Below are 26,611 nucleotides of genomic sequence, written 5' to 3'. Positions count from 1 at the left end.
GGACCCGGTGGCAACGGCGGGACCGGTGGCAACGGCGGGACTGCCGACACCCGCGAGCTTGCCGGCACCCGCGAGCTTGCCCGCAACCACGAGCTTGCCCGCAACCACGAGCCGACCCGCAACGGCGAGCCCACCGCCAGCCGCCGCTGTGGCACAGCCGACACCCGCCGCAGCCCCGGCAGCGGTGTGATCCCCGTAGCCCTGGCGATACTCAAGGGGTGAACGACCACACCGACTACGACGCCATCGTGCTGGCCGGAGGTGCGGCCCGGCGGCTCGGCGGGGCGGACAAGCCCGCGCTGTCCGTCGGTGGCCGGCCCCTCCTGGACCGGGTGCTCGCGGCCTGCTCCGATGCGGCGAGCACCGTCGTCGTCGGCCCCGGCCGCCCGACCGCGCGGCCCGTCGTCCATGCCCTGGAGGACCCGCCCGGCGGCGGTCCGCTCGCCGCGCTGGAAGCCGGACTGCGGCACACCACCGCCCCGGTGGTGCTGGTCCTCTCCGCCGACCTCCCCTTCCTGACCGCAGCGACCGTGCACCGCCTCCTGGCGGCGGTGACGGCAGGCGGCCCCGGGCCGGGCGGGGGTGCCGCGCCGCGCGACGGGGCGATGCTCCGGGACGCCTCGGGGCGGGACCAGCCGCTGGTGGCGGCCTATCGGTCCGGGCCGCTGCGCCGGGAGCTGGCGCGGTTGCGGGCCGTGCACGGCACCCCGGCCGGTCTGCCGCTGCGTGCGCTGGGGGCCGAGTTGGTGCTCGAACGGGTCCCGGACGCCCGGTCCACGGCCTCCTTCGACTGCGACACCTGGGAAGACATCAACGCGGCACGCGCCCGTATCAGGGAGCATGGCACCGTGCTGGACGAATGGATCACCGCAGTCAAGGCCGAACTGGGCATCGAGCTCGATGTCGACACGGCAGCGCTTCTCGACCTCGCGCGGGACGCGGCGCACGGCGTCGCCCGCCCGGCCGCCCCGCTGACGACCTTTCTGATCGGCTATGCGGCGGGCCAACAGGGCCGGGACGTGCAGGAGCTGATGGACCGGGCCGCCGCTCTGGCGAACCGCTGGGCGGCGGAGGCCGAGGAGTCCGGGGGCGCGGCCCGGTCCGGCGGTGCCACCGGTGACGACGCGAAGCCCGCGGAATGAACGACGGACAGCCGGGCGGCACGGGGGGCGAGCCGGCGGGCGCCACCCCGGACGAGGGGCGCGGCCGCAGCGGCGACGCCTTCGACGATGCGCTCGCGCTGGTCAACGGCCCCGGGCAGCCGCGCGTACGCCCCGGCGCCGAGGCCGCGACCGTCCGGGCGCCGTACGCCGCCCGCGGGGCCGCGGCCGGCGAAGGCGGTGACGCCCCCTACACGCCCGGCGACCCCTACACGCCCGGCGACCCCTACACGCCCGACGACCCGTTCGTGCCCGGCGACCCCTTCGCCTCCGACGGCCCGGGTGCGCCCGGAAACCGCTCCGGCCCCACCGGCCCGGCCGGCGCCGACGATCCTCCGCCGACCCCGGCGCCCGGCCCCCGCCCCACCCCGGCCGCCGTCCCCTGGCACGTCGCCAGGGACATCGCCCGGCGCGCCGTGACCGAGCCGCCCGCGCCCCTGACCTCGGCGCTCGGCACCGCGCTCGGCCGTACGCTCGCCGCCCCGCTCACCGCACTGACCGACCTGCCGTCCTTCGACACCTCGGCGATGGACGGCTGGGCGGTCGCCGGCCCCGGCCCCTGGCGCCTCGACCACCCCGCCGACACCCCCGAGGCCGGCTCCCCGCCCGGCATCCTCGCCGGTCACGCCTCCACCGACGTGCTCCTCGACGGCCACGCGGTCGCGATCGCCACCGGCGCACGCATCCCGTCCGGCGCCACCGCCGTCCTGCGCAGCGAACACGGCGAGGTCCGTGCGCCGAGCGGCGGCGGGCGGCGGCTGTACGCACCGCAGCCGGTGCCGCCCGGTCAGGACATCCGTCCGCGCGGCCAGGAGTGCCGCCGCGGCGACCAGCTGCTGCCGGCCGGCGCCCTGGTGACCCCCGCCGTCCTCGGCCTGGCCGCGGCGGCCGGCTATGACGAGCTGACCGCCCGTCCCCGTCCGCGCGCCGAAGTCTTCGTCCTGGGCGACGAGTTGCTGGACCACGGACTGCCCCAGGAGGGCCGGATCCGTGATGCGCTCGGCCCGATGCTCGTCCCCTGGCTGCATGCGCTGGGCGTCGAGACGCCCGCGGCGCGCCATCTGGCCGATGACGCCGACACCTTGTACGCCGCTCTCGCGGATTCCACCGCCGACGTGGTGATCACCACCGGCGGCACCGCGTCGGGCCCCGTCGACCATGTGCACCCCACCTTGCGCGGGCTGGGCGCCGAGGTGCTGGTGGACGGTGTGGAGGTGCGCCCCGGGCATCCCATGCTGCTCGCCCGTCTGGCCCCGGGCCGGCACCTCGTCGGTCTGCCGGGCAACCCCCTCGCGGCGGTTTCCGGGCTGTGCACGCTCGCCGAGCCGCTGCTGTGCGCGCTTGCCGGCCGCCGCCCCGCCCCGCCGTACCGCGTGCCGCTGGCCGCTCCCGTCCACGGGCATCCGCACGACACCCGGCTCGTTCCGGTGGCCTACCGCGACGACGAACGGCAGGGCCTGATGGCGGCGCCGCTCCACTTCCGCGGCCCTGCCATGCTGCGCGGGATCGCCGCCGCTGATGCGCTGGCGGTCGTTCCGCCCGGCGGTGCGAAGCGCGGCAACGAGCTCGAACTCCTGGAACTGCCCTGGCCGGCGGGCTGGTCGGCGGGCTGGGCACCGGATGCGCCGACGGACTGGAGCGCCTCGGGGGAGCTGTAGGCCCGCCGCCACCGCGGGCCGCGGATGCGCCCGCGTCGTCCGGCCCGGCGGGTCAGTCGCTCGGCACCGCCTGCCGGATGGTGATCACGCGGTCGGTGAGCTCCAGCGTTGCGGCCTGCGGGTCGGTGTAATCCAGCAGCCGGTGCCCCCGTACGACCGCAAGCGAAGGAGCGGGAATCTGCCGGCCCTGCGGCGCGGTTGCTGCTCGTCGCTCATCCGACCGTCTCTTCCTGAACGGCCCGATCTGCGGCGGTCTGTGAGGGGGACATGGCTCCCATGCTCCGTGCTGCGGAGGACCGTGCGCACACTGCGGACACCGGAGCGGCGGCGGACGAGGGCGCTGCGCGGCCGGGGGTGCCCGATGTGCCGGACGCGGACCGGACCGGGCTCTGTGCAGGTGGGAAGCCCGGCCCGGTGGTGATCCGCGGGCCCCGCACCGTCGCCCCGTGCGCGGACGGCGAGTAGCCTCGCGCCCATGCGAGCGATCACTATCCCGGAGCCCGGTGGCCCCGAAGCACTTGTTCGGGCGGACGTGCCCGATCCGCAGCCCGCTGAGGGCGAGGTCCTGATCGAGGTCGCGGCCAGCGCCGTGAACCGCGCGGACCTGCTCCAGCGTCAGGGCTTCTACGACCCGCCGCCCGGCTCCTCCCCGTACCCCGGCCTGGAGTGCTCGGGGCGGATCACCGCGCTCGGCCCCGGTGTGCACGGCTGGGCCGTCGGCGACGAGGTGTGCGCGCTGCTCGCGGGCGGCGGATACGCCGAGCAGGTCGCCGTCCCGGCCGGGCAGGTGCTGCCGGTGCCGGCCGGCCTGGATCTGGTCACGGCCGCCGCGCTGCCCGAGGTGACCTGCACGGTCTGGTCGAACGTCTTCATGATCGCGCACCTGCGGCCCGGCGAGACCCTGCTGGTCCACGGCGGCGCCAGCGGCATCGGCACGATGGCGATCCAGCTGGCCAAGGCCGTCGGCGCACGGGTCGCGGTCACCGCGGGCGGCCCCGAAAAGCTGGCGCGCTGCGCCGAGTTGGGCGCCGACATCCTCATCGACTACCGCGAGCAGGACTTCGTCCAGGAGATCCGCAAGGCCACCGACGGCGCGGGCGCGGATGTCATCCTCGACATCATCGGCGCGAAGTATCTGCAGCGGAACGTCAAGGCGCTGGCGGTCAGCGGACGGCTGGCGATCATCGGGCTGCAGGGCGGGGTGAAGGCGGAGCTGAATCTCGCCGCTCTGATGGCCAAGCGCGCCGCGATCACCGGCGCCGGGCTGCGTGCCCGCCCGCTGAACGAGAAGGCGGCCATCGTCGCCGCCGTACGGGAGCATGTCTGGCCGCTGATCGCCAACGGTCAGGTCCGGCCGATCGTGGACCGCACGCTCCCGATGGCGGAGGCCGCCGAGGCGCACCGCATCGTGGAGGCGAGTGCGCATGTCGGCAAGGTCGTGCTGACCGTCTGAGTCTCCCGGCCCCCGCGCTCGGCCCTCCGGCAGCCGCCCGGCCTGCGCCCGCCCCTCCCGCATGCCCGACGAGTAACCCGCCTGATATGTCTGAGATGCCGTGAATCTCATCACATGTGACGCTGGACGGGTCACTCGACGGCTCGGCACGGGAGGGGCACCGTGGTCGCTCCAGGATTCCGTTCGCGCATTGCCACCGGTCTGTTGGTGGCTTCCGTCGTCCTGCCCGTTCCCTTGGGCGCCACCTCCGCGGTGGCTGCGGACCGACGGGCCACTCCGGTCGACCGCCCGTCGAATCTCGCCCGCCCGGACGATCAACGCGACGACTACGGCCGGGACGACTACGGAACCGGCGACTTCGGGCTGGACGATTACGGCGCCGACGATCTGACACCCGGCTCCTCGCCGGCCGACGGGCGGGGTACGGGCCGGGCGCACCCCGGGCACTCCGGGGCGGCCGCGCGGGTCCCCGGGCTGCCGGACCGCTTCCCGGGCCCGCCGTACGCCCTTCCGGGCTTCCCGCACCGGCCTCCGCATCATCACTTCGGTGGACATCGCGGGCACGGAGAGTGGCGCCACCACCACCATCACAGGTTCGGCCCCGATTTCATCGGGCAGATCCCGCCGTTCGGCCTCCCGGGCCCCGAGGGCAGGGGCAGGGATTTCCACTGGCGGGGGCATCATGGGCCGCCCGGTCCGGGAGGTCCGCCCGGTGCCGACCGTGGGCACTCCCTGCCCGGCCGGCACTCGGCGCGGAAGCATTCCAAGCCCGCGGGGTCCGCATCCCATGCGGGAGCCATCCCGGCAGGATCGTCCGCCTCGCACCGCCACAACGTCGCAGATCGGCGGGCCGTGCGCTCCTATGACGTACTGCCGCCGCTTCCGTCCGCCGCCCCGAAGAAGGACGGTTCCGTACCGGACGGCGCGGACGGCGAAGCGACGGAGCGCCCCTACGCCATGGAAACGCCAGCAGCCCCGGTGGAGCGGGTCCTGCCGATGGGTGCCGGTCTTGCGCTCACCGGTCTGGGGCTGGCCTTCTTCGCCCTTCGGCTGCGCCGCAGCTGAAGTCCGACGGTTTCACGTGAAACAGCCGGGAATCCCTTGTTTCACGTGAAACCGCGGCAGCAGGATCCCCCCGGAAGGGTGGATCACGTTCTTCAGGGGGCACCACCGTTCATAACCCCTGGTGCGAGAGAATGGCGGCATGGATATGCCGATGAACGAACGGTCGCAGGAGAACCCGCACGTCCTGGTTGTCGGCCCGGACGGCATGGCGCTCGGCAGCGCCGGCTCCAGTGGCGGGGACAACGACGAAGAGTCCCGCGAGACGCCGGTGACGGACATGGTCGAACAGCCTGCGAAGGTCATGCGCATCGGCAGCATGATCAAGCAGCTGCTGGAAGAGGTGAAGGCCGCGCCTCTCGACGAGGCGAGCCGGGTCCGTCTCAAGGAGATCCACTCCAGCTCGGTCAAGGAGCTGGAGGACGGGTTGGCGCCCGAGCTGGTCGAGGAGCTGGAGCGGCTGTCGCTGCCCTTCACCAATGAGTCGGTGCCGACGGATGCGGAGTTGCGGATCGCCCAGGCTCAGCTGGTGGGCTGGCTGGAGGGCCTCTTCCACGGCATCCAGACCGCGCTGTTCGCCCAGCAGATGGCGGCTCGTGCCCAGCTGGAGTCGATGCGCCGTGCGCTGCCGCCCGGTGTCTCGGCGATGGACGGCGAGGAGGGCCACCCCGGTCAGGGCAGCGCCCGCTCGGGTCCGTATCTCTAGGGAATTCCCAGAATCGTCGGCCGGGTCGCCGGCGCACCGCATACACAGACAGAAGGGGCCGGCACGCACTGCGCGTGCCGGCCCCTCTGTCAGGTACTCGAGGCCCGTGGGCCGGTTGTCGTCAGCCGCTGCGGCCGGTCGAGACGGTCAGATCGATGGTCTCGCTCTTGCTCGGGTACCACCAGCTGATGGCGGCCGGGCTCTGATCCGTGACGGTGTTCTTGCCCCAGATCGAGCTGTCCTCTTCCTTGACGATCTTGTATTTCCAGCCGGCCGCCTCGATGCACTTCTTCACCGAGTCCAGGTTCTTGAAGCGGAACGACGGGACGAGGATCTTGCCCTTGTCGCTGTAGCTCTTGGTCGGGCTGGTGCACTCGGACGTCAGGATCGTCGCCGTCTTGTCCTCGGGCCGGACGCTCTCGGTGGGCGAGGAGTACGACGAGTACGTCGGGGTCGGGGTCACGTCCCCGCCGTTGTCGTCGCTGGAGCCGGCGCTCAGACCGATACCGATCGCGATCGCGGTGACCACGACCACTCCGGTGATCGCCGAGACGACGATCACCGCGGAGTTGCCCTTCCGGCCGCCGGGACCGCCGGCCGACTGCATCGAGGCCGTGACGGGCGGGGGCGGAGGCGGCGGGGTGTACGCCTGCGGGGGCGGGAACCCGCCCGCGTTGAACGGTGCCGGGCCGGGAGCAGGCGTGGGCGTCGGATAGGCGTTGTTCGGCGGCGGCGGGGGTGTCGACGGCCCGAACCCGGCCGCCTGGGTCGGCTGATACGGCTGCTGCACGCTCGGCGGGGCCGGAGTGTGCGGGGCGCCGGAAGCGGTGGGGAAGACCGCGGAGGAGACCGACGAGCCGCTGGTGCGCGCCGCCGGGCCCCCGCTGATGATCAGCGGCGTCGCGCCGGACTGCCCGGACCCGACGATGCGCAGGCATTCGTCCCGCATCGCCTCTGCGGTGGGGAACCGCTCATTGGGGTTCTTCTTCAGCGCTCGGGCCACCAGCGCGTCCACGGCCGCCGGCAGCGAGCTGTTGATGCTCGACGGGACCGGGGGCTCTTCCTGGACGTGCGCGTAGGCGATGGCGAGCGGGGAGTCCGCGTCGAAGGGCAGCTGGCCGGTCACCAGCTCGAAGAGCATGATGCCGACCGAGTAGAGGTCGGAGCGGGCGTCCACACCGCGGCCCAGCGCCTGCTCGGGCGAGAGGTACTGCGGGGTGCCGACGACCATGCCGGTCTGCGTCATCGACGTCACGCCGGACTGCATGGCCCGGGCGATGCCGAAGTCCATGACCTTGACGACACCGCGCTTGTTCAGCATCACGTTGCCGGGCTTGATGTCCCGGTGGACCAGGCCCATCTCGTGGCTGACCTCGAGCGCGGCCAGCACATCGGCCGTGATCTTCAGGGCTTTTTCCGTCGGCATCGCGCCATGTTGCGCAACGTCGGTGTCCAGGTCGGAGCGCAGCGGCTGACCTGCGACGTACTCCATGACGATGTACGGCACCATGCCGCCGTCGAGCTCGTCCTCACCGGAGTCGAAGACCGAAACGATGTTGGTGTGCGTGAGCTTCGCCACGGACTGGGCCTCACGGCGGAAGCGCTCACGGAAGGCCTGCTCGCGGCCGAGCTCGGTGTGCAGGGTCTTGATCGCGACCTCGCGGTCGAGCACGCTGTCGTAGGCGAGGTGCACGGAGGCCATGCCGCCCGCACCGAGAAGATCACGAAGCTGGTAACGTCCCCCGCCGACCGAACGGCCCTCGTATTGGCCCTGAGCGCCGTCCTGGCTCATCGTTCCGCTTCCCCCTACGCGCGCACTATCCCGTACGGATAGTGATCAAAATCTGGAATTCCGCAGCCAAGTCTGCCGCAGGCCCTGGACACGTCAAGCTGTGTGCCCGTTCCGTGACCAGATACGCAAGATCGCGTCACAGCCCACAGACGATTTCGGCACCGGATCGTCCCTGGTGAACTTGCCCCCATTGGCTTCCGGCAGGTTTGCTGGTCGGTCCACGACGGACCGGTGGGTGCCGCGGAACCTGTAGCGTGCTCTAGCGAAGACCGATGACCTTACCGCTCTCATGCGGATCGATTCGACGGCGAGGACCGATGGCACCGACGCAGAGCCCCCAGGGCCCGTCCGATCCTGACGCCACCGGCTCCAATATCCCCGACGCACCGGAGATGTGGGGCAACGGCGGGCTGGTCGGCGACGGCCGCTACCGGCTCACGCGACGGCTCGGCCGCGGCGGTATGGCGGAGGTGTTCGCGGCCGAGGACGTACGGCTCGGCCGCACCGTCGCCGTGAAGCTGCTGCGCGCAGACCTCGCCGAGGACCCGGTCTCCAAGGCCCGCTTCACGCGGGAGGCACAGTCCGTGGCCGGGCTGAACCACCACGCGGTGGTCGCGGTCTACGACTCGGGTGAGGATCTGGTCGGCGGCAACACCGTGCCGTACATCGTGATGGAGCTGGTCGAGGGCCACACCATCCGCGATCTGCTGCTCAACGCCGACGCCCCGCCGGCCGACCAGGCGCTGATCATCGTCTCGGGGGTGCTGGAGGCGCTGGCCTACAGCCACCAGCACGGCATCGTGCACCGTGACATCAAGCCCGCGAACGTGATCATCACCAACAGCGGCGCCGTCAAGGTCATGGACTTCGGCATCGCCCGTGCCCTGCACGGCGCCCAGTCCACGATGACCCAGACCGGCATGGTCATGGGGACGCCCCAGTACCTCTCCCCGGAGCAGGCGCTCGGCAAGACCGTCGACACCCGCTCCGACCTCTACGCCACCGGCTGTCTGCTCTACGAGCTCCTCACGCTGCGGCCGCCGTTCACCGGCGAGACCCCGCTGTCGGTGGTCTACCAGCATGTGCAGGACATGCCGGTGGCGCCGTCCGAGGTCGCCGACGCGGTGCCGCCGGAGCTGGACGGCCTGGTGATGCGGTCGCTGGCCAAGGACCCCGACGACCGGTTCCAGTCTGCCGAGGAGATGCGCGGCCTGGTCCAGTACTCGCTGCAGATGCTGCACGAGCAGGGCGGTCACACGGGCACCTGGAACACCGGCCCGGTCGGCATGCACGAGGGCGGTCTCGGCCCGGCCATGGGCACCGCGGCCACCACGGCGCTGCCGCACCCCGACGCCGGCCAGACCACGGCGCAGCCGATCCTCACGTCCGGTAGGCGCGACGACGACGGCGGCTTCGACGGCGGCCCCCGTCCGGCCAGGGGCGGCCGCGGCAAGATCTGGCTGATCGCGGCGCTCGCGGTGATCGCGATCGCGGTGGGTGTGGCCTTCGCGCTGCAGAACACCAGCGGCCAGGACAAGAAGAAGGACACCCCGACGACGCAGTCCCCGTCGCCGTCCAAGGACGACAAGACGAGCGAGCCGCCGACGGAGGAGCCGAGCACGCCGCAGACCGAGCCCGGCACCACGGGCGGTGACGGCGGCACGTACAGCGAGCCGCCGACCCAGGAGCCCAGCACGCCGGAGACGTCCGAGCCGCCCACCTCCGAGCCGCCGACGTCGGAGCCGCCCACCTCCGAGCCGCCCACAGACTCCACCGGCGGGACGGCGGACGGCGGGACCGCCAATGGCGGGACCGCGGACGGCGGCACCACCGACGGGGGTACCACCGACGGTGGAACGACCACCGGAACGGACAGCGGGACTACGGCCGGCAGCGGCACGGACGCCGGCTCGACGCTCGGCCCGGCCGGCTGACGGGCCCCGCCGCGGTTCAGCGGGTGAACGCGTTCCGTACGGCCCGGTACTCGCGGGTCCACCACACGGCCAGTGCGGCCGCCGCCGGGAACTGGGCATCGGTGCGGCGGTCGCCGAGCTGGTAGCGCCAGGTGAGCATCCAGAAGTCGTTCAGCCGCTCCCACCACACCCGGTGGACGGCAGCGGCGAGCTCCTCGGCGCCGGCCCCGCAGGCGCTGCGGTAGGCGCCCGCGTACGCCGCCACCTTGGCCAGGTCCAGCGTCCCGCAGGGGCGTACGAAGAAGATCGCGGCGGCGCGTACCGCCTCTTCGGCGCGTGGCTGCACGCCCAGCCGGTCCCAGTCGACGATCGCGGTCGGCTCCGCGCCGCGGTAGAGGACGTTCAGCGGATGGAAGTCGCCGTGCACCCAGCCCGTCGGGGGCTCCGCGCCGGGCGCCGGGCGGTGGTGTGCCTGCTCGGCCAGCAGCGCCCGGCGCTCCAGCAGACGGTGTTCGGCGAGTTCGTCGAAGCTGGTGCGCGGACGGGCGCCGCGGGCCAGGGCCAGCAGCTCCTCGATCGTCTCGAAGGTCCGCTCCGGGTCGGCGCCGGCGTCCGCGCAGGGCAGCCGGGGCGGATGCGGTTCGTCGGCCATGGCCTGCTCCAGGGCGGTGTGGACCAGCCCGAGCAGCGAGCCCAGCCGCCAGGACTGGCCGCGGGTCAGCGCCGCGCCGCCGAGGTGCCGGCCCTCGACCCAGGGGTGCAGGGCGTAGCAGCGGCCGTCGAGGACGGTGACGGTGCGGCCGTCCGCGTCGGCGAGGGGCGGGACGACCGGCAGGCCGAGCGCGGCGAGCCGGCGGGTGGCGCGGTGCTGACGGGTGAGGGCGGCGCGGTCGCCGTCGAGGTGGTGCTTCAGGAAGTAGCGGCCGCGGGTGGTGGCGAGGAAGTAGCCGTGGTTGAGCAGGCCCTCGGCGACGGGCTCACAGGACAGCGGCGCGCCGGCGTCGGTGTAGTGGCGGAGCAGGGCTCCGAGGGTGTCTTTGTCGGGCGTCGCCGCCGTCCGGACTACAGATGAGCGCAGCACCCGCCAGATGTTAGATCAACTGCGTGCGTCGCAGTGTGCGCGGCGGAGAGCCTCACACAGAGTGCGCACCTCGGAAGGCCGGCACATCGGTGAGGTAGTGCATGGTCACGAACTCCGGCTCGATGCGCAGGAAGACGGGGGCGTAGGGGGCGCCGTCGGCCAGCCGGGGGGAGCGCCCGAAGAGTTCCCGCTCGACGGGGGTGGGCTCGACGACCCGGGCGGTGCCGGTGAACTGCACCGACCAGGTGTCGTCCTCGCCGCTGTTGACGTTGTCGGCCTCGTAGGCGACCACGCTGCCGTCCAGGGCCTGGTGGTAGTCGTAGCCCTGGTGCAGCCGCAGCACCAGCCGTCCGTCGAGGACGAGGTGCCGGGCGACGGTGGTGAAGGGCAGTGCCCGCCGACTGGCAGAGACGCGCCCGTACGGCGTGCGGCTCAGCAGCTCGATGGCACGGTAGTTGTCGGTGGGCATGGCACCACCTTGCCGGGCGGATCCGGTCGGCACGTAGGGGCCAGCAGCCCCGGGCCGCGGGGCCGATGGTCCTGAATCACCATGAGCCGGGCGGGGCGTATCCGCCACCCCCTTGGCCGCTCAGTGTCGTTCGGCCTGCATCCGCGCGACATAGGCGGCGGCCTGGGAACGCCGTTCCATGCCGAGCTTGGACAGCAGGCTGGAGACATAATTCTTGATCGTTTTCTCGGCGAGGTGCAGCCTTTCGCCGATGGCGCGATTGGTCAGGCCTTCGCCGATCAGATCGAGAATCCGGCGTTCCTGGTCGGTGAGGTTCGCCAGCCGGTCGTCACCCTTGGTGGCGGTGCCGTCGCGCAGCCGCTCCAGTACCCGGGCGGTGGCCACCGGGTCGAGCAGGGACTTGCCGGCCGCCACGTCGCGCACCGCGGAGAGGAGTTCGTTGCCCCGAATGGCCTTGAGGACATATCCGGCCGCACCGGCCATGATCGCATCGAAAAGGGCTTCATCGTCCGCGAAGGAGGTGAGCATCAGGCATTTGATGTCCTCATCCTGTGAACGGATCTCGCGGCAGACCTCGACACCGCTCCCGTCGGGCAGCCGGACATCGAGCACCGCCACGTCCGGGCGGGTCGCAGGGATCCTGACCAGGGCATCTGCGGCGGTACCGGCCTCGCCGACCACCTCGATGTCGTCCTCGACCGAGAGCATTTCGTGGACGCCACGCCGGACAACTTCGTGGTCATCGAGCAGGAATACCGTGATTTTTCCGTCTTCGCGCACCTTCCCAGTCTCACACATCAACTCTTCCCGTGCTCCAGGTCACCGATATAACGTGCCGTTGTCCCGGCGGCCTGCAACGCTGTGACCAGGAGTTGTTCCAAGCCTTAGTGATTTACTTGGAAATCCAAGCAAAATCGCAGGTCAGCGCCGTTTCCACTTCGGCTTTGACAATGGGTAACGTGCAATGAGCAGGCCACTGTCCGGGAGCTTTGTTCCACCCGGATCCGGCCGCGATCGCACACACCCCGTGCGCCGTATCGGATACCGGGTGAGCCGCAATACGGCCACCGGCGGACCCCGGGGGCCGGACAGACGGAGGAGCAGCACGTGACCGTGGAAGGCACTGCGCAGCGGAAAAACACCCGCGGCAGCAGCAAGCGCACCACCGCCGCAAAGGCGACGTCGGCCAAGAAGGCGTCCCCGGCCAAGGCCCGGAACTCCGGCCGGCCCGAGCAGGCGGAGCAGGATCAGCTCGTACAACTGCTGACCCCCGAAGGGAAGCGGGTCGAGCACCCCGATTACTCGATCGACCTGTCCCCCGACGAGCTGCGCGGGCTCTACCGCGACATGGTGCTGACGCGAAAGTTCGACGCCGAGGCGACCACCCTCCAGCGCCAGGGCGAACTGGGCCTGTGGGCCTCGCTGCTGGGCCAGGAGGCCGCTCAGATCGGCTCCGGGCGCGCGCTGCGCGACGACGACTATGTCTTCCCGACCTACCGGGAGCACGGCGTGGCATGGTGCCGCGGCGTCGACCCGACGAATCTGCTGGGTATGTTCCGGGGCGTCAATCACGGCGGCTGGGATCCCAGCACCAACAACTTCCACCTCTACACCATCGTCATCGGTTCGCAGACGCTGCACGCGACCGGCTATGCGATGGGGGTGCAGAAGGACGGCGCGGATTCCGCGGTCATTGCGTATTTCGGTGACGGTGCCTCCAGCCAGGGCGATGTCGCGGAATCCTTCACCTTCTCCGCGGTCTACAACGCCCCGGTCGTGTTCTTCTGCCAGAACAACCAGTGGGCGATTTCCGAGCCCACCGAGAAGCAGACCCGGGTGCCGCTCTACCAGCGCGCCCGCGGCTTCGGATTCCCCGGCGTACGGGTCGACGGCAATGACGTCCTGGCCTGTCTGGCGGTGACCCGGGCGGCGCTGGAGCGGGCGCGCACCGGCCAGGGCCCGATGCTCATCGAGGCGTTCACCTACCGCATGGGCGCGCACACCACCTCCGACGACCCGACGAAGTACCGGGCGGACGAGGAGCGGGCGGCCTGGGAGGCCAAGGACCCGATCCTGCGGCTGCGGACGTACCTGGAGGCCGAGGGCATCGTCGACGAGGCGTACCTCGCCTCGATCGACGAGGAGCGCGAGGCCCTGGGCAAGCGGGTCCGCGACGCCGTCCGTGCCATGCCCGACCCGGACGACATGGCGATCTTCGAGAATGTCTATGCCGATGGGCATGCGCTCGTCGATGAGGAGCGCGCACAGTTCGCCGCCTACCAGGCGTCGTTCGTCGATGCCGACGCCGCGGAGGGGAACTGATCATGGCCGTCTTCGAGAAGATCACCATTGCCAAGGCGATCAATGAATCGCTGCGCGCCTCCATGGAGGCCGACCCCAAGGTCCTCGTCATGGGCGAGGACGTCGGCAAGCTCGGCGGCGTCTTCCGCGTCACCGACGGCCTGCAGAAGGACTTCGGCGAGGACCGGGTGATCGACACCCCGCTCGCCGAGTCCGGCATCGTCGGCACCGCGATCGGCATGGCACTGCGCGGCTATCGCCCGGTCGTCGAGATCCAGTTCGACGGCTTCGTCTTCCCCGCCTACGACCAGATCGTCACCCAGCTCGCGAAGATGCACGCCCGCGCGCTGGGCAAGGTCAAGGTGCCGGTCGTCATCCGCATCCCGTACGCGGGCGGCATCGGCGCGGTCGAGCACCACTCCGAGTCCCCCGAGGCGCTGTTCGCGCATGTCGCGGGCCTCAAGATCGTCACCCCCTCGAACTCCTCCGATGCCTACTGGATGCTTCAGCAGGCCATCGCGGGCGACGACCCGGTCATCTACTTCGAGCCCAAGCGCCGCTACCACGACAAGTCGCGGCTGGACACCGAGTCGATCCCGGACCCGCTGCACAAGGCCCGGGTCGCCCAGAACGGTTCCGACCTCACGCTGGCCGCCTACGGCCCGATGGTGAAGGTCTGCCTGGACGTCGCCAAGGTCGCGGCCGAGGAGGGCAGGTCGGTCGAGGTCGTCGACCTGCGCTCGCTCTCCCCGATCGACTTCGACACCGTGCAGTCGTCGGTGCAGAAGACCGGCCGGCTGGTCGTCGTCCACGAGGCCCCGGTCTTCTTCGGCGCAGGTGCCGAGATCGCCGCCCGGATCACCGAGCGGTGCTTCTACCACCTGGAGGCTCCGGTCCTGCGGGTCGGCGGTTTCCACTCCCCGTACCCGCCCTCCCGTCTGGAGGACGAGTACCTTCCGGGGCTGGACCGGGTGCTCGACGCCGTTGACCGTGCGTTGGCGTACTAAGGGTTTGAGGAGAGTTCGTGACCATGACTGCAAGTCCAGCCCGCGCTCAGCGCTTCCGCGAGTTCAAGATGCCCGACGTGGGCGAGGGGCTCACCGAGGCCGAGATCCTCAAGTGGTACGTCCAGCCGGGCGACACCGTCACCGACGGCCAGGTCGTCTGTGAGGTCGAGACCGCCAAGGCCGCCGTCGAACTGCCCATTCCCTACGACGGGGTGGTGCACGAGCTGAACTTCGGCGAGGGCGTCACCGTCGACGTCGGCACCGTCATCATCTCGGTGGACACCGACCCCGGAGCCGGGCCCGCCGCGGCGCCGTCGGCAGGCGCGCCGCAGGAAGCCGCCCCGGCCGCCGAGGAGGAGGCCGAGCCGCAGGGCCGTCAGGCGGTGCTGGTCGGCTACGGTGCCGCGCCGTCCTCGACCAAGCGCCGGGCCCGCAAGCCGCAACCCGCGGTGCCGGCCCAGCCGGAGTCCGCGAGCGCCGCGCTCCAGGCGGAGCTGAACGGGCGGGCCACGCCCACGCCGATGATCACCCCGGTGCCCGTGCCCGCCGCGCCTGCCGCCCCCGTGGCTGCTGCGACCGCCGGCCGTCCGCTGGCCAAGCCGCCAGTGCGCAAGCTCGCCAAGGACCTCGGCATCGACCTGGCGACGATCGCCCCGACCGGGCCGGACGGCATCATCACCCGCGAGGACGTGCATGCGGCGGCCGCTCCGGCAGCGGCGGCGGCCCCGGTCGGCGCCCCGGTGCCGGTGGCCGCGGCCCCGGCGGAGCCCGGCACCGTCGACACCGCCGCACGCGAGCGGCGGGTACCGGTCAAGGGCGTACGCAAGGCCACCGCGCAGGCCATGGTCGCCAGCGCCTTCACCGCGCCGCACGTCACGGAGTTCATCACCGTCGATGTGACCCGCACGATGAAGCTCGTCCAGGAGCTCAAGCAGGATCCGGACATGGCGGGGCTGCGGGTCAACCCCCTGCTGCTCGTCGCCAAGGCCTTCCTGGTCGCCCTCAGGCGCCACCCGGAGGTCAATGCGGCCTGGGACGAGGCGCATCAGGAGATCGTCTACAAGGACTACGTCAACCTCGGGATCGCGGCGGCCACCCCGCGCGGGCTGATCGTCCCGAACATCAAGGACGCCGGGTCCAAGACGCTTCCCCAACTCGCCGCGGACCTGGGCGAGCTGATCGCCACCGCCCGTGAGGGCAAGACCTCCCCGGCGGCGATGTCCGGCGGCACGGTCACCATCACCAACGTCGGCGTCTTCGGCGTCGACACCGGTACGCCGATCCTCAATCCGGGGGAGTCGGCGATCCTCGCCTTCGGCGCGGTCAAGCTCCAGCCGTGGGTCCACAAGGGCAAGGTGAAGGCGCGACAGGTCACCACCCTCGCGCTGTCCTTCGACCACCGCCTCATCGACGGTGAGCTGGGCTCCAAGCTGCTCGCGGATGTGGCGGCGGTGCTGGAACGGCCCAAGCGGCTGATCACCTGGGGATGACCCGGGATGCGGAGCCGGGCGGTGCGAGGCGGCGTTTCACGTGAAACGCCGCCTCGCACCCGCCCCGGCCCCGTGGACGAACGTCCGCTCGCGGTCCCCGCACCCCCGCTCCGGCCGTACGTCAGCGGGTACGCCGGATACCGGCAGGCCGGGCTGCCGCCGGGCCGGCACCGTGGGCTCCCCTCGCCCCGGCTGACCCTGATCTTCACTCTCGATGAGCCGCTCACGCTGGCCGGCCACCCCGACCCGGCGCAGGCACCGGGCACCTACGGCGCCCTCCTGGGCGGTCTGCACACCCGCCCTGCGCTGATCACCCACGAGGGCCGTCAGTCCGGCATCCAACTCGGCCTGCACCCGCTGGGCGCCCGCGCCGTGCTGGGGCTGCCGGCCGGCGAGCTGGCGGACATCGACCTTCCCGCGGAAGCGGTCCTCGGACGGCAGGGCGTGGAGGTGGGCGAGCGGCTGCGGGCGGCCCGCAGCTGGCCGGAGCGGTTCGCGCTGCTGGACACGTATCTGCTCGGCCGGCTGTCCCCGGAGGCGGGCGGCTCCGGTCCCGGGCCGGCTCCCGAGGTCGTCCGTGCCTGGCGGCTGCTGGCGCGGTCAGGGGGCGCCGCACCGGTGGCGACGCTCGCCACCGAGGTCGGCTGGAGCACCCGCCATCTGACCGCGCGCTTCCGGCAGGAGACCGGTCTGACGCCCAAGGCCGCCGCCCGGGTCCTCCGGTTCGACCGGGCGCGCCGGCTGCTCGGTGCTGCCGCCGACCGGGGTACCCCACCGCTGCTGGCCGATCTGGCCATCCGCTGCGGTTACTTCGACCAGGCCCATCTGGCCCGGGAGTTCCGTGCGCTGGCCGGCTGTCCGCCCAGCCAATGGCTCGCCGAGGAGTTCCGAAACGTCCAAGCCCCGGGGGAAGCGTTCGAGGAAGGCTGAGGTCAGCGGCCCGCCGGGGGCCGCCCACCCGATCCAGGAGGTCTGGCGATCATGTCCGACACCACACCCGCACCCCAGGTATGGCCGACGCTGCGGGCCCGCGATGCCCGTGCGCTGATCCGGTTCCTGGCCGATGCGTTCGGTTTCGAGGAGACCGTGGTCATCCCTGGGGAGGGCGGGCGCGTCGAGCACGCCCAGCTCTCCTGGCCGGAAGGCGGCGGCATCATGCTCGGCTCCGTCAGGGACGAGAAGGAGGATCGCTGGCCGCTGCAGCCGGGAACCTTCGGGGCCTATGTCGTCACCGACCGGCCCGACGAGCTGTATGCCCGCGCCACGGCGGCCGGCGCGGAGATCACCGATGAGCTGACCGTCACGGACTACGGCTCACGGGGCTTCGGCGCCCGCGATCCCGAGGGCAACCGCTGGTCGTTCGGTACCTATCGCGGCGAGCCGCGGGCGGTGTAGCGAGCGGTACGGGCCGGTGGTCAGCCGCGGATGAGCTGCACCGCGCGGCTGAAGTGCCCTACCGGGCCGTCCTGGCCGGAATCGTCGGCGCGCGCGGCACCGCGGGTCAGGGCGACACCGGCCCACAGGCCGGCCACGATCAATGCCACGACGACGGTGTTCCGCGTGCGGCGGCCGGCGTTCGTCCTGGGCTGCATGGTCCACTCCCCTTGGCTGTCGGAGCCTCCCCGGCTCTCCTCTATTCACCCATGGAATGCGGGCCGATCCGTACGCGGCAGGTACGGACTCTCGTCAGTCTTTAGGTGGACCCGACATCCGCCTGAGGTCGGTCCTCAGGTCGGCTCCGGGCCGCCGTCCGGCAGGCTCCGAGCCTGCCGGGGGGAGACCCCTCCCGTCCGGCGGCCGCGGGTGTGCCGTCCGCCTCGGCGCAGATAACGCTCTTATCAGGGCATTTGGAGCCGACCATGTCCGTATCGCGGACCGAGGTGTCGCACGTATACCTGTTGTATCTATCCTGTGCGCATGCCCTCCGCATCCACACCCACCGCCCCTGCCCGGGAGTCCGCCACCAGACAGCCGCCCGCCGCCGAGCGCGTCTATGCGCATATCAAGGACGCCGTCCTGGACCGCCGCTACGAGGGCGGGATGCTGCTCACCGAGGGCGAGCTGGCCGAGGCCGTGGGGGTGTCACGGACGCCGGTGCGGGAGGCGCTGCTGCGGCTGGAGGTCGAGGGGCTGATCAAGCTCTACCCGAAGAAGGGCGCGCTGGTGCTGCCGGTCTCCGCGCAGGAGATCGCCGATGTCGTCGAGACCCGGCTGCTGGTCGAGAAGCACGCCGCGGCCAAGGCGGTGCCCGCGACCGAGGCACTGATCGGCGAGCTGACCGAGCTGCTGGAGACGATGCGGGAGCAGGCGGCGTCCGGCGATCTGGCCGCCGTCTCCGTCACCGACCGCGCCTTCCACGCCGCCATCGTGCGCAGCGCCGGCAACCAGATCCTGGACCGTCTCTACGACCAACTGCGCGACCGTCAGCTGCGGATGGGTGTCGCGGTGATGCATGCCCACCCGGACCGGATCGCCAAGAACATCGCCGAGCACGGGGAGATCCTCGAAGCGCTGCGGGCCGGGGACGCGGATGCCGCGACCGACGTCGTGCAGCGCCACGTCAGCTGGGTCCGTCACCTCGCACAGGGCGAGGCGCGGTGAGCGCCGGACCGGGACGTGCGGACGGCGGCGGCAGCTCTGGCATAGGTGGCGGCTGCGCCCGGCTGCTGCCCACCGACCCGCCCGGCGGTCCCAAGGCGATGGCCGTCTGGGGTATCGGCGTCGCGGTCTACTTCGTCGCCATCACCTACCGCACCAGCCTCGGGGTGGCCGGCCTGGACGCCGCCGAGCGCTTCCACATCAACGCCTCGGCGCTGTCGACCTTCTCCCTCCTGCAGCTGCTGGTGTATGCGGGGATGCAGATCCCCGTCGGCCTGCTGGTCGACCGGCTCGGGCCCAAGAAGGTGCTGACCCTCGGGGTGGTGCTCTACACCGTCGGCCAGTTCGGCTTCGCGCTCTCCTCGTCGTACGGCATGGCGCTCGGCTCCCGTGCGCTGCTCGGCTGCGGGGATGCGATGACGTTCATCAGCGTGCTGCGGCTGGGCTCCCAGTGGTTCCCGGCCCGCCGCGGCCCGATGATCGCGCAGATCGCCGCGCTGGTCGGTATGGCGGGCAACCTGGTCTCGACCCTCGTGCTCGCCCGGTTCCTGCACAGCTTCGGCTGGACCCCGACCTTCGTCGCCAGCGCCGCCGGCGGCATCGTCGTGCTGATCGTGCTGCTGCTCTTCCTCAAGGACCGCCCCGAGGGCTTCGCCTCGCCGCCCCCTTCCGCCCAGCACACCGGCCCGGGGTTCGTCCGCCGGCAGATCGTCGAGTCCTGGCGCGAGCCCGGCACCCGGCTGGGCATGTGGGTGCACTTCACCACCCAGTTCCCCGCGATGGTGTTCCTGCTGCTCTGGGGCCTGCCGTTCCTCGTCGAGGCACAGGGGCTGTCCCGTGGCACCGCCGGTGAACTGCTCACCCTGGTGGTGCTCTCCAACATGGCGGTGGGCCTGATCTACGGCCAGGTCATCGCCCGCCACCACGCGGCCCGTACGCCACTGGCTCTGGGCACGGTCCTCGCCACGGCGCTGATGTGGGCGATCGTCCTGTGCTGGCCGGGCGCTCATGCGCCGATGGGGCTGCTGATCGTGCTGTGCGCGGTGCTGGGTGCCTGCGGTCCCGCCTCGATGATCGGCTTTGACTTCGCGCGCCCCGCCAATCCGCCCGAGCGTCTGGGCACCGCCTCCGGCATCGTCAACATGGGCGGCTTCACCGCCTCGATGACGACCCTGTTCGCCATCGGGGTCCTGCTGGACGCCACCGGTGACAACTACCGGATCGCCTTTGCCTCGATCTTCGTCGTGGAGGCGCTCGGTGTCTCGCAGATGCTGCGGCTGCGCCGGCGGGCGGTACGACGCGAGCGCGAACGGCTGGTGGTCAGCCGGGTGGAGGCGGTGCACGTTCCGGCGTGACGCCGGGCGCCCAACTGGCCGTCGGGCGGGCCCGTTTCACGTGAAACGGACAGCGCAGTTTCACGTGAAACGGCTCACTCCGGGATCCACTCCCCGTTCGCCGACCGGGCGGGGTGAGGGGGTCGGCCGGGTTTTTGCCCGGCCCGTCGCCGCTACGGCGTGACGGCGAAGTTGTCCAGGATCGCCTCGGCCAGCTCACGGTCACCGTCGATCTTGACCTGCTCGGCGATGGCCGCCGCACGGACCCGGCCACAGGCCAGCTGGTGGAAGGCGTCCCAGTCCAGGGCGAACGTCACGGTCGGGCCGAGCGAGACGCTGCCGTCGATCGTGGCGTTGCCCTGGGCGTCGATACGGACCGTGCGCAGAAACTCCAGCGGTCCGCTGACGTCGAAGACCACCGCCGCATCGGCCGGAGCCTGGGCCCTCTTCGCGACGATGCCGGGCAGTGCTTTCACCAGCAGATCGCGTGTCACATGCGCGCCGGGGGAGTCGAGGTTGCCGGGCTTGCCGAGGGCCCGGCGCAGGTCCTGCTCATGCACCCAGACATCGAACGCCCGCTGCTGCAGCACGAATTCCAGCGAACGGTCCTCACCGAGCGGGCTGTGCACCACGGCGTCCGGCTGACGGGACTCGTTGCGCAGCTGCCGGGAGCGGCGGATGACGGTGTATTCGAGCTCGCTGAGCATCTCCGGCGCGGTGTGGTGCCGGCGGACGTCGACCTGCACCTCCATACGCCGCGCCGACTCGCTGCGTACGTGGTAGAGGTCGCGCGGCAGTGTGTGGATCGGCCGCGGGTCGCCCAGCATTTCGCATTCCAGGCCGATGACATGGGAGACGACATCGCGCACGGACCATCCTGGCAGGCCCGTCGCCCTGCTCCACTCGCCCTCGACGAGCGGAGTCACCAGCTCGGTTATCGCTTCTATGGAGTGAGTCCAGGCATCGATGGAGGACTGAAGGCTGGGATGGACGGTCACGGGACCCCTCGGACGGTTCGTACGCGGGCTGCTGTCTGTGCAGTTAAGTTACGCTGCGCACGGGCACCCCGGCAGTGCTTTCGGGTGACCATCGTAGGCCGATGTCTCCCGGCCGCAGAGGGGTGTGGCGCGGGGGCGGAACGCCCGCTTCTCAGTCCTCGCCGCGCTCCCGCTCCGCCAGCCGGATCACGCAGACCGCCACGGCGATGAGCAGCGCCGGATCCGCATCCTCCCGCACGACGTTGACCGCATAGGTGTCGCGCACGGTCAGCCAGCGCCGTGAGATCTCGGCGAGCAGCTCCCCCTCGTACTCGACCGCGAACTCCCGGTCGAGGATCTTTCCGCTGACGTCCAGTTCGGTGCCGTCCACCAGCTCGACGCGATAGTGGTTGCGCAGCAGCGAGAGCCGCTTGCGCCTGATCGTGGCCAGCGCCTTGTCGTCCCGCTCGATGGTCATCGTGTCGCGCAGGCTGAGCATCTTCTTGCGGATGGTGATCAGCACGCGCCGCTCCGGGTCCTTCAGCTCGAAGGTTTCCCGCAGCCGCAGCGCCTTCCCGTCCACGAGAAAGGCGTGCCGCCCGTGCTCGTCCTCGATCCAGTAGTCGTCACCGATGCCGAAAATGCGGTCACGGACCAGGTACTTACGCGAGTGCGGGGCCGGCTCCCCGGGAGATTGCAGCATGGGTGACGTGTTCCCCCCGGGACCTGCGGAATGTGCACGCACCGGAGTGACGTTGAATGTCCACATGGCTTCACGTGCACGCGTTCGCGCCCCCGAGCTGATCGGCAAGGGCGGCTGGCTGAACACCGGCAACAAGGATCTGACCCTCTCCGACCTGCGCGGACGCATTGTCGTCCTGGATTTCTGGACCTTTTGCTGTGTGAACTGTCTGCATGTCCTGGACGAGCTGCGGGCGCTGGAGGAGCGCCACCGCGACACGGTCGTGATCGTCGGGGTGCACTCCCCGAAGTTCGTGCACGAGGCCGAGCATCAGGCGGTCGTGGACGCCGTGGAGCGCTATGGCGTGGAGCACCCGGTCCTCGATGACCCCGAGCTCGCCACGTGGAAGCAGTACGCGGTCAGGGCCTGGCCGACGCTCGTGGTGATCGACCCCGAGGGTTATGTCGTCGCCCAGCATGCCGGCGAGGGCCATGCGCACGCGATCGAGAAACTGGTCGAGGAGCTGGAGGCCGAGCACGCGGCGAAGGGCACGCTGCGCCGCGGCGACGGCCCGTACGTACCGCCGGAACCGGTCGCCACCGATCTGCGCTTCCCCGGCAAGGCGGTCCGGCTGCCGCACGGCAGCTTCCTGGTCTCGGACACCACGCGCCATCAGCTGGTGGAGCTGGCGGCGGACGGTGAGCAGGTGCTGCGCCGCATCGGATCCGGGGAGCGCGGGCTGACCCCGGACTCCTTCAACGAGCCGCAGGGACTGGCGCTGCTGCCCGACGGCACGGTGGCCGTGGCGGACACGGTCAACCACGCCATCCGGGTCTTCGACCCCGAGAGCGGCGCGCTGGAGACGGTGGCCGGCACCGGCACGCAGTGGTGGCAGGGCTCGCCGACCTCGGGCCCGGCCCGCGAGGTGGCGCTCTCCTCGCCGTGGGACCTCGCCTGGTGGCAGGACCGGCTGTGGATCGCGATGGCCGGCGTGCACCAGCTGTGGACCTACGACCCGGCCACCGGCACGGTCGAGGTGGCGGCCGGCACCACCAACGAGGGCCTGGTGGACGGCCCGGCCGCCGAGGCCTGGTTCGCCCAGCCGTCCGGGCTCGCGGCGGCCGGCGAGCGGCTGTGGCTGGCCGACTCCGAGACCAGCGCGGTCCGCTGGGTGGAGCCCGACGGGACGGGCGACGGCTACGTCGTCCGTACCGCCGTCGGCACCGGCCTCTTCGACTTCGGGCACCGCGACGGCGCCGCCGGGCAGGCGCTGCTCCAGCACCCGCTGGGCGTGACCGCGCTGCCCGACGGCTCGGTGGCCATCGCGGACACCTACAACCACGCGCTGCGCCGCTTCGACCCCGCGAGCGGTGAGGTGACGACGCTGGCGACGGATCTGCGGGAGCCGTCCGCAGCGGTGCTCGTCGACGACGACATCGTGGTCGTGGAGTCGGCCCGGCACCGGCTGACCCGGCTGCGGCTGCCCGAGGAGGCGGTCCGGGTCGAGGCGGTGGCGCACCACACCCAGCGCGCGGCCACCCGGGTCGCCCCGGGCGCACTGCGGCTGGAGGTGGTCTTCCAGGCTCCCGCGGGTCAGAAGCTCGACACCCGCTACGGCCCGTCGACGCGGCTGCTGGTCAGCGCGACGCCGCCGGAGCTGCTCGCCGAGGGCGCGGGCGCGGGCACTGACCTCGCCCGTGACCTGGTGCTCGCGGACGGCGTGAGCGAGGGGGTGCTGCATGTCTCGGCGATGGCCGCGTCCTGCGACGACGCCCCGGACATCGAGTACCCCGCCTGCCATGTGCACCAGCAGGACTGGGGCGTTCCGGTCGAGATCGCCGAGGGTGGGGCGGCCCGGCTCGGGCTGGTCCTCGCGGGGCTGGACGCGGAGTAGACGCAGGAGCGCCCGGGCCCGGTGGACGGGCCCGGGCGCTCTGCCGGTCGCTGTGGTGCCGGGCTACTTCCCGACGCCGGCTGCCAGTTGAGCCCCGTGGATGCTCGACGTCCAGTTGGTGACCTTGGTCTTGCCGACGGAGAGGTGCAGCCGCTTCTCCGCGAAGTTGACGGTGACCGGCCCGTGGGTGACGGAGCTCGCCGAGACGCCCATGAAGTCGATGGCCACCGACTTCTGCTCGGTGCCCTTGGTGGCCGCGGAGTTGGTGGGGATGACCGCGTAGGCGTAGCCGTGGGCGGGCACGGTGAGGCGGGTGCCGTCGAGGTGACCGGGCGTGCCCTGCAGCAGCGGCAGCGGGCTCTTGGCGTTGTTGAAGCGCAGCAGCGGGGCGTTGTACAGCTTGCAGTCGCGGCTGGTGGTGTTCTTGAACTTCACCGTGACATGGCTGTCGGGGCCGCTCTGCTGGGAGAACGTGACCTTGTACGTGCTCGGGAAGCAGTCGGGCACCCGCCGCGATGCCGCCGCCCCCGCTCCCGCCGCGGCCGCACCGCCACCGATGATCCTGCGCTTCTTGCTCTTGGAAGACGAGGAGGACGACTTCTTCGATGTCTTCGACTTCTTCGACGAGTGGCTGTTGCAGCCGGTCAGCGCGAGCGAACCGGCCAGTCCGAGCGCCAGTGCGGCATACGCGGCGGAGCGGTGGCGGGAGCGGCGTGCGGTCATGGGTGGTTCCCCCAGTGGATTGCTGCAGTGTCAGCGAGGCGCGTGTGTCATGGCACGGCCACGATATCCACTGCCGGGGGATGCGCCAGGGCCGGTTCGTCGGCCGCCCGGGCGATCTGGCGCCATAGCAGGTCAGATGGGGCGCCGACGGTGTGAAAAGGCCTCGAAGAGGGGGTGAAGATCAGCGGGGAGCACGGACCGGGCGGAGTCCGTGCGGCACAGGTGGCTTCGCCCCTGGACAGCGAGACGCCCAGCCTTGGCGACCAGAGGAACCATGGTGAGCGGCACCGCTGGTCGCCAGGGCCGAGGCCGTTACCTGAGATAGATCCGCAGGCCGAAGTCGTTGCCTCGGTGCCAGCCGGTGCTGATCTTCGGGCTGCCGTGGGTCTCGTTGCCCCAGCCGTAGAAGTGCTCCCAGGTCACGTCGTCGCCGTACCAGTGGTTGTAGTCGGTCTCCGCGTACGCCTGGACGGCCTTGCCGTCGTGCTTGGTGTCCCACAGGTAAAAGGCGCCGGAGGCGTAGGACTTGCCGTTGACCTTCCTCGTGCACTCCATGTACTTGGCAGCGCCGCCGGTGATGTGGATCTCCTTCCAGCGGGAGCAGTGGTTGGCCGTGGTTCCCACGTTCCCGACGGACGGTGCCGACGGGGAGGCCGGTGCGGCGGTCGCGGCCGGTACGGCGGCAAGGCTGCCCGCCAGGGCCAGGCCGGCGGCTGCGAGGGCGATGCGCTTGCGTGACAGCACGGTGAGTCCTTTCCGTCGCGGCCGGCGGGCGGTCCCCCCGTTGGGTCCCCGTGGTCCGTCGGCGCAACACCACGGTGCCCGGCCGCCCCGGCCTGCCCCAACGTTCTCCGGGCAAGTGACGTCCTCCTGGGATCCCACCCCGGTGACCTGCTAAGACGTCGCCAAGGGTGGGACAGGGCGGGACGGCTCCGCGGGATGTTCCGGTGTCAGGCGCGCGCGTGCAAGGCCACTTGGCTCACATGCCTGAAACCTCGGAGGCACCTGAGATGACCGAGTTCGCCATGAACGCGGGCAATGCGGCCGCGAACTCGTGCGCGCGAGGGGCACTTCCGCTCCCCTGCGGCGGAAGTGCCCCTCGCGTCACGAACCGGGTGGGACCGGATCAGCCGGTGGCGTTTCACGTGAAACGCCGGGACGCCGCGTGGGATTCCGGCCCGGAGGTTCTTTGCCCGCTGAGGTGCTCCTGGCCTTTGGGCGTGGGTGATCTGCGACGGCGTGAGGAATCCGGGAGGGGACGGGCCGCCGGTCGAGACATGACGGAACGGCGAACGCAGGAAGGGCGCCCGCTGGGGGATGCGGGCGCCCTGGTTCAGGGACGGCTCACCGGAGGGTGGTTCCTCAACGGCGGCTCATCAACGGTGGTTCAACGGCGGCTCACCAGGCCGTTGCCTCGCGCACGTCCGACTGCCAGTACGTCACCCATGCGCTGTCGTCGACGTACGCCGCGCCGCCGGGGAGCGCCACGGCCGCCGAGCCGCCGATGCTGCCCTTGCCGTCGCGTCCGGGGAGGCTGACGGAGAGGGAGGTCATGGTGCGGCCGTGGCGGCCGGAGCCGGCGGCGGACGAGGCCAGCACGCCCGCGTAGCCGGTCTCGCCGGGGGCAAGCGTGACCACGGCCGGCGGCTTGCTGGCCGACAGCTCGGGGAGCGGCGACTGTGCGTCGTCGAAGCGGAGGTCGGGGGCGAAGTGGAGGTCGCAGGGGGTGCCGGAGGTGTTGGTGGCGGCCAGCAGCAGATGGTTGACCGGACGGGTCAGCAGCTTGGCGACGATCCGGACCTTCGCGGCGCCGCAGGCGGTGTGCCGGACGAGGGCGTCGCCGTTCCCGCCCGCACTGCGCGTGCCGACCGTGACGCCGTCCGTCCCGGCCTCCGTGCCGCTGCCGGTGCCGCCGTGCCCCGCGGATGTCTGCTCCGCCCGTCCGCCGTCGGTCTGCAGGCCGCCCGGTGCGGCAGCACCGCCGTCTCCGGACACCGGGACGCCGACCTGCTGGGACTGCGGGTGGAACGGCTTGGCGGCGCTGGTCTGGAGCGGGTTGTCCTGGCCGCCACAGGCGGTGAGGGTGAGCGCAGCGACGGCGGTCAGCCCGGCCGCGGAGATCCGCAGCGTATGGCGGCGGACGGTCCGTCCCGTGGCAGGGCCACCGGTACCGGCCCTGGCGCCGGTCTCGAGGACGGGCTCGGAGCGGATGTGGCTGCGCGGCATGTCGGTCTCCCCCGGGTTCAGGTGGCCCGCACCGCGTCTGCGGTACGCCCTGCGGTCCGGCCTGAGGTCTCCCCTGCGGCCTGAT

The 26,611-nt window shown here is 71.6% G+C and carries 24 protein-coding genes; 14 read left to right on the top strand and 10 right to left on the bottom strand.

Annotated elements, in window-relative coordinates; genetic code table 11:
* Positions 1-218 precede the first annotated feature (218 nt).
* From BKA18_RS18200 to BKA18_RS18180, 5 genes are all read left to right on the top strand, one after another.
* Positions 219-1,142 carry an NTP transferase domain-containing protein gene (locus BKA18_RS18200; RefSeq protein ID WP_366047955.1) on the top strand — a complete coding sequence of 308 codons (924 nt, stop codon included), beginning with the start codon at positions 219-221 and terminating at the stop codon, positions 1,140-1,142.
* Complete coding sequence (locus BKA18_RS18195) at positions 1,139-2,818, top strand: molybdopterin molybdotransferase MoeA (protein WP_366047956.1); 1,680 nt, start codon at positions 1,139-1,141, stop codon at positions 2,816-2,818. Before BKA18_RS18200 ends, BKA18_RS18195 begins: the two co-directional genes overlap by 4 nt.
* Positions 2,819-3,293: 475 nt before the next feature.
* Positions 3,294-4,271, top strand: coding sequence for an NAD(P)H-quinone oxidoreductase (locus tag BKA18_RS18190; RefSeq protein ID WP_006604486.1), 978 nt, complete (start codon positions 3,294-3,296; stop codon positions 4,269-4,271).
* 207 nt (positions 4,272-4,478) lie between these two features.
* The gene (locus BKA18_RS18185; RefSeq protein ID WP_366047957.1) at positions 4,479-5,336 is read left to right on the top strand and encodes a hypothetical protein; all 858 of its coding nucleotides are present in this window, start codon (positions 4,479-4,481) and stop codon (positions 5,334-5,336) included.
* A 139-nt stretch (positions 5,337-5,475) separates the two neighbouring features.
* Entirely contained in the window at positions 5,476-6,039 is a 564-nt protein-coding gene (locus BKA18_RS18180) for a bacterial proteasome activator family protein (RefSeq protein ID WP_366047958.1), read from the top strand.
* 121 nt (positions 6,040-6,160) lie between these two features.
* Here BKA18_RS18180 and BKA18_RS18175 read toward each other — a convergent pair whose 3' ends face one another.
* Entirely contained in the window at positions 6,161-7,831 is a 1,671-nt protein-coding gene (locus BKA18_RS18175) for a protein kinase domain-containing protein (protein ID WP_366047959.1), read from the bottom strand.
* A 317-nt stretch (positions 7,832-8,148) separates the two neighbouring features.
* Between BKA18_RS18175 and BKA18_RS18170 the strand changes: the two genes are divergently transcribed.
* Positions 8,149-9,765 (top strand): protein kinase domain-containing protein, encoded by a 1,617-nt coding sequence (locus BKA18_RS18170; protein ID WP_366047960.1) that lies wholly within the window; start codon positions 8,149-8,151, stop codon positions 9,763-9,765.
* Positions 9,766-9,781: 16 nt separating this feature from the next.
* Here the strand turns inward: BKA18_RS18170 and BKA18_RS18165 are convergent, their stop codons facing one another.
* The 3 genes from BKA18_RS18165 to BKA18_RS18155 form a co-directional block, all read right to left on the bottom strand.
* Entirely contained in the window at positions 9,782-10,825 is a 1,044-nt protein-coding gene (locus BKA18_RS18165) for a phosphotransferase (protein ID WP_366047961.1), read from the bottom strand.
* Between the two features lie 52 nt (positions 10,826-10,877).
* Complete coding sequence (locus tag BKA18_RS18160) at positions 10,878-11,294, bottom strand: pyridoxamine 5'-phosphate oxidase family protein (RefSeq protein ID WP_358916571.1); 417 nt, start codon at positions 11,292-11,294, stop codon at positions 10,878-10,880.
* A gap of 120 nt (positions 11,295-11,414) precedes the next feature.
* Entirely contained in the window at positions 11,415-12,074 is a 660-nt protein-coding gene (locus BKA18_RS18155; RefSeq protein ID WP_040898877.1) for a response regulator, read from the bottom strand.
* A gap of 327 nt (positions 12,075-12,401) precedes the next feature.
* On the opposite strand from BKA18_RS18155, the gene pdhA reads away from it, so the two are divergent.
* The 5 genes from pdhA (at position 12,402) to BKA18_RS18130 (ending at position 17,487) form a co-directional block, all read left to right on the top strand.
* Positions 12,402-13,616 carry a pyruvate dehydrogenase (acetyl-transferring) E1 component subunit alpha gene (gene pdhA, locus BKA18_RS18150; protein WP_093484108.1) on the top strand — a complete coding sequence of 405 codons (1,215 nt, stop codon included), beginning with the start codon at positions 12,402-12,404 and terminating at the stop codon, positions 13,614-13,616.
* 2 nt (positions 13,617-13,618) lie between these two features.
* Positions 13,619-14,602, top strand: coding sequence for an alpha-ketoacid dehydrogenase subunit beta (locus BKA18_RS18145; RefSeq protein WP_366047962.1), 984 nt, complete (start codon positions 13,619-13,621; stop codon positions 14,600-14,602).
* Positions 14,603-14,625: 23 nt separating this feature from the next.
* Positions 14,626-16,092, top strand: coding sequence for a dihydrolipoamide acetyltransferase family protein (locus BKA18_RS18140; RefSeq protein WP_366047963.1), 1,467 nt, complete (start codon positions 14,626-14,628; stop codon positions 16,090-16,092).
* A gap of 72 nt (positions 16,093-16,164) precedes the next feature.
* Positions 16,165-17,022 carry an AraC family transcriptional regulator gene (locus tag BKA18_RS18135; protein ID WP_366048725.1) on the top strand — a complete coding sequence of 286 codons (858 nt, stop codon included), beginning with the start codon at positions 16,165-16,167 and terminating at the stop codon, positions 17,020-17,022.
* A gap of 51 nt (positions 17,023-17,073) precedes the next feature.
* Entirely contained in the window at positions 17,074-17,487 is a 414-nt protein-coding gene (locus BKA18_RS18130; protein WP_366048710.1) for a VOC family protein, read from the top strand.
* Positions 17,488-17,507: 20 nt separating this feature from the next.
* On the opposite strand, the gene BKA18_RS18125 is transcribed toward BKA18_RS18130, so the two are convergent.
* The gene (locus tag BKA18_RS18125; RefSeq protein WP_235446545.1) at positions 17,508-17,684 is read right to left on the bottom strand and encodes a hypothetical protein; all 177 of its coding nucleotides are present in this window, start codon (positions 17,682-17,684) and stop codon (positions 17,508-17,510) included.
* A 325-nt stretch (positions 17,685-18,009) separates the two neighbouring features.
* Here BKA18_RS18125 and BKA18_RS18120 point away from each other — a divergent pair, with 325 nt between their 5' ends.
* Complete coding sequence (locus BKA18_RS18120; RefSeq protein ID WP_006604499.1) at positions 18,010-18,693, top strand: GntR family transcriptional regulator; 684 nt, start codon at positions 18,010-18,012, stop codon at positions 18,691-18,693.
* Positions 18,694-18,791: 98 nt separating this feature from the next.
* Positions 18,792-20,045 (top strand): MFS transporter, encoded by a 1,254-nt coding sequence (locus BKA18_RS18115; protein WP_366048726.1) that lies wholly within the window; start codon positions 18,792-18,794, stop codon positions 20,043-20,045.
* Between the two features lie 152 nt (positions 20,046-20,197).
* Here the strand turns inward: BKA18_RS18115 and BKA18_RS18110 are convergent, their stop codons facing one another.
* Both BKA18_RS18110 and BKA18_RS18105 read right to left on the bottom strand, forming a co-directional pair.
* Positions 20,198-21,022, bottom strand: a complete 825-nt coding sequence (locus BKA18_RS18110; RefSeq protein WP_366048711.1) for a maleylpyruvate isomerase family mycothiol-dependent enzyme — start codon at positions 21,020-21,022, stop codon at positions 20,198-20,200.
* Between the two features lie 151 nt (positions 21,023-21,173).
* Positions 21,174-21,704 (bottom strand): LURP-one-related/scramblase family protein, encoded by a 531-nt coding sequence (locus BKA18_RS18105; RefSeq protein WP_006604502.1) that lies wholly within the window; start codon positions 21,702-21,704, stop codon positions 21,174-21,176.
* 64 nt (positions 21,705-21,768) lie between these two features.
* Here BKA18_RS18105 and BKA18_RS18100 point away from each other — a divergent pair, with 64 nt between their 5' ends.
* Positions 21,769-23,577, top strand: coding sequence for an NHL domain-containing thioredoxin family protein (locus tag BKA18_RS18100; RefSeq protein WP_366048712.1), 1,809 nt, complete (start codon positions 21,769-21,771; stop codon positions 23,575-23,577).
* Between the two features lie 63 nt (positions 23,578-23,640).
* Here BKA18_RS18100 and BKA18_RS18095 read toward each other — a convergent pair whose 3' ends face one another.
* The 3 genes from BKA18_RS18095 to BKA18_RS18085 form a co-directional block, all read right to left on the bottom strand.
* The gene (locus BKA18_RS18095) at positions 23,641-24,300 is read right to left on the bottom strand and encodes a DUF4232 domain-containing protein (protein WP_366048713.1); all 660 of its coding nucleotides are present in this window, start codon (positions 24,298-24,300) and stop codon (positions 23,641-23,643) included.
* 312 nt (positions 24,301-24,612) lie between these two features.
* Positions 24,613-25,044: a hypothetical protein gene (locus tag BKA18_RS18090; protein ID WP_366048714.1), complete on the bottom strand. Its 432-nt coding sequence runs from the start codon at positions 25,042-25,044 to the stop codon at positions 24,613-24,615.
* Between the two features lie 654 nt (positions 25,045-25,698).
* Complete coding sequence (locus BKA18_RS18085; protein WP_366048715.1) at positions 25,699-26,526, bottom strand: DUF4232 domain-containing protein; 828 nt, start codon at positions 26,524-26,526, stop codon at positions 25,699-25,701.
* Positions 26,527-26,611: the final 85 nt, after the last annotated feature.

The organism is Streptomyces auratus (assembly GCF_050433025.1).
In the GTDB taxonomy this organism is placed as follows: Bacteria; Actinomycetota; Actinomycetes; order Streptomycetales; family Streptomycetaceae; genus Streptomyces; species Streptomyces sioyaensis.
Note: the sequence above shows the minus strand (reverse complement) of the source record. Positions and strands in the feature narration are given on the sequence as shown.

Excerpts from the sequence above, each read along its gene's own strand:
- BKA18_RS18195 (WP_366047956.1), top strand. The coding sequence starts at position 1,139 with ATGAACGACGGACAGCCGGGCGGCACGGGGGGCGAGCCGGCGGGCGCC.
- BKA18_RS18190 (WP_006604486.1), top strand. The coding sequence starts at position 3,294 with ATGCGAGCGATCACTATCCCGGAGCCCGGTGGCCCCGAAGCACTTGTT.
- BKA18_RS18180 (WP_366047958.1), top strand. The coding sequence starts at position 5,476 with ATGGATATGCCGATGAACGAACGGTCGCAGGAGAACCCGCACGTCCTG.
- BKA18_RS18175 (WP_366047959.1), bottom strand. The coding sequence starts at position 7,831 with ATGAGCCAGGACGGCGCTCAGGGCCAATACGAGGGCCGTTCGGTCGGC.
- BKA18_RS18170 (WP_366047960.1), top strand. The coding sequence starts at position 8,149 with ATGGCACCGACGCAGAGCCCCCAGGGCCCGTCCGATCCTGACGCCACC.
- BKA18_RS18160 (WP_358916571.1), bottom strand. The coding sequence starts at position 11,294 with ATGCCCACCGACAACTACCGTGCCATCGAGCTGCTGAGCCGCACGCCG.
- BKA18_RS18145 (WP_366047962.1), top strand. The coding sequence starts at position 13,619 with ATGGCCGTCTTCGAGAAGATCACCATTGCCAAGGCGATCAATGAATCG.
- BKA18_RS18140 (WP_366047963.1), top strand. The coding sequence starts at position 14,626 with ATGACTGCAAGTCCAGCCCGCGCTCAGCGCTTCCGCGAGTTCAAGATG.
- BKA18_RS18130 (WP_366048710.1), top strand. The coding sequence starts at position 17,074 with ATGTCCGACACCACACCCGCACCCCAGGTATGGCCGACGCTGCGGGCC.
- BKA18_RS18125 (WP_235446545.1), bottom strand. The coding sequence starts at position 17,684 with ATGCAGCCCAGGACGAACGCCGGCCGCCGCACGCGGAACACCGTCGTC.
- BKA18_RS18120 (WP_006604499.1), top strand. The coding sequence starts at position 18,010 with ATGCCCTCCGCATCCACACCCACCGCCCCTGCCCGGGAGTCCGCCACC.
- BKA18_RS18115 (WP_366048726.1), top strand. The coding sequence starts at position 18,792 with ATGGCCGTCTGGGGTATCGGCGTCGCGGTCTACTTCGTCGCCATCACC.
- BKA18_RS18105 (WP_006604502.1), bottom strand. The coding sequence starts at position 21,704 with ATGCTGCAATCTCCCGGGGAGCCGGCCCCGCACTCGCGTAAGTACCTG.
- BKA18_RS18100 (WP_366048712.1), top strand. The coding sequence starts at position 21,769 with ATGGCTTCACGTGCACGCGTTCGCGCCCCCGAGCTGATCGGCAAGGGC.
- BKA18_RS18095 (WP_366048713.1), bottom strand. The coding sequence starts at position 24,300 with ATGACCGCACGCCGCTCCCGCCACCGCTCCGCCGCGTATGCCGCACTG.
- BKA18_RS18085 (WP_366048715.1), bottom strand. The coding sequence starts at position 26,526 with ATGCCGCGCAGCCACATCCGCTCCGAGCCCGTCCTCGAGACCGGCGCC.